The organism is Rhizobacter sp. P2_H2 (assembly GCF_056403375.1).
Genome location: NZ_JBFUFP010001525.1, coordinates 1 through 959, shown reverse-complemented (window position 1 = coordinate 959; position 959 = coordinate 1). Strand labels below are relative to the sequence as shown.

1 protein-coding gene is annotated in these 959 nt (G+C 67.5%); it reads right to left on the bottom strand.

The features are described from left to right. Window positions 1–959: Fic family protein (locus AC1D15_RS34465; RefSeq protein WP_477829610.1), on the bottom strand; the 959-nt coding region annotated here is incomplete at both ends.

Here is a 959-nt window from a genome sequence, read left to right as displayed (position 1 = left end):
GCAGCACATCGTTGACCAGGAAGCGCGATATCCGGCCGTTGCCGTCGGACATGGGGTGGATGTACACGAAGCCGAACGACAGCACGGCGGCACGCAGCAGCGCGGCTGCGCCTGTCGTGCGCGCCGCAAAGCCGCGCAAGCCCGACAGCAATGCCGCCGTCTCGTCCCAGTGCGGCGCGATGTAGTGAATCACCTCGGTGAAGCCATCCACCTCGCCGACGAACACCGGCGAACGGCGCACGCCGTAGCGCGTCGCACGGGGTCCGAGGATCTGGGACTGCAGTTCGCCCAGTGCGCCTTCCGAAAGCGGGTCCTCGCCCTGCCCACAGCGCTCCTCCATCGCGGAGGCGAAACGCCGCACGCGATCGACGTGCTGCTCTTCATGCTCGATCGCGAAGCTGGCCCGGCTTTCCTTGATCGTCAGCCAGACCGCGCTGCGCAGAAGCAGATCGGCACCGAACTCGACCTCCAGGTCCGCCAGGTGTTCTGCGCAGTCGTACCGCTCGGCCTGCTGCACGCGTGGCGTGCGCAGCACCAGCGGGCAGTAGTCGCGCGTGCCGGGCAGGTTGTCGCGCACACGCCAACGCGGGTTGTTGGTGGGGTGGCTGGCGGTGAGGTAGGCCTCGTCGTCCAGCGCCGCGACGTAGTTGCCGGCGACCACGCCCGGAAACGCCAGGTGCTCTCCAGTCAGGTACTCATAGAAGAATCCGGCACGGCGCGCGTACTGGCCCGTCGGCTCACTCGCCACCCAAGCCGCCAGATCCGCCACCGGCAGCACGCGGAACAAGCGCGCCAGGAACTCCAGGTGGACACCCTCGCGTTTCAGGGCAAAGRTCAGGTGGCCCGCCAAGGTGTCCGCAGGCCGCGCAGCAGGTAGGTATTGCTGATGCACATGCCCATCCTCGCGCACCGTGGCGCGAGACTTGGCAATGCTGCTATCCGTCCGGAATGCCTGGACC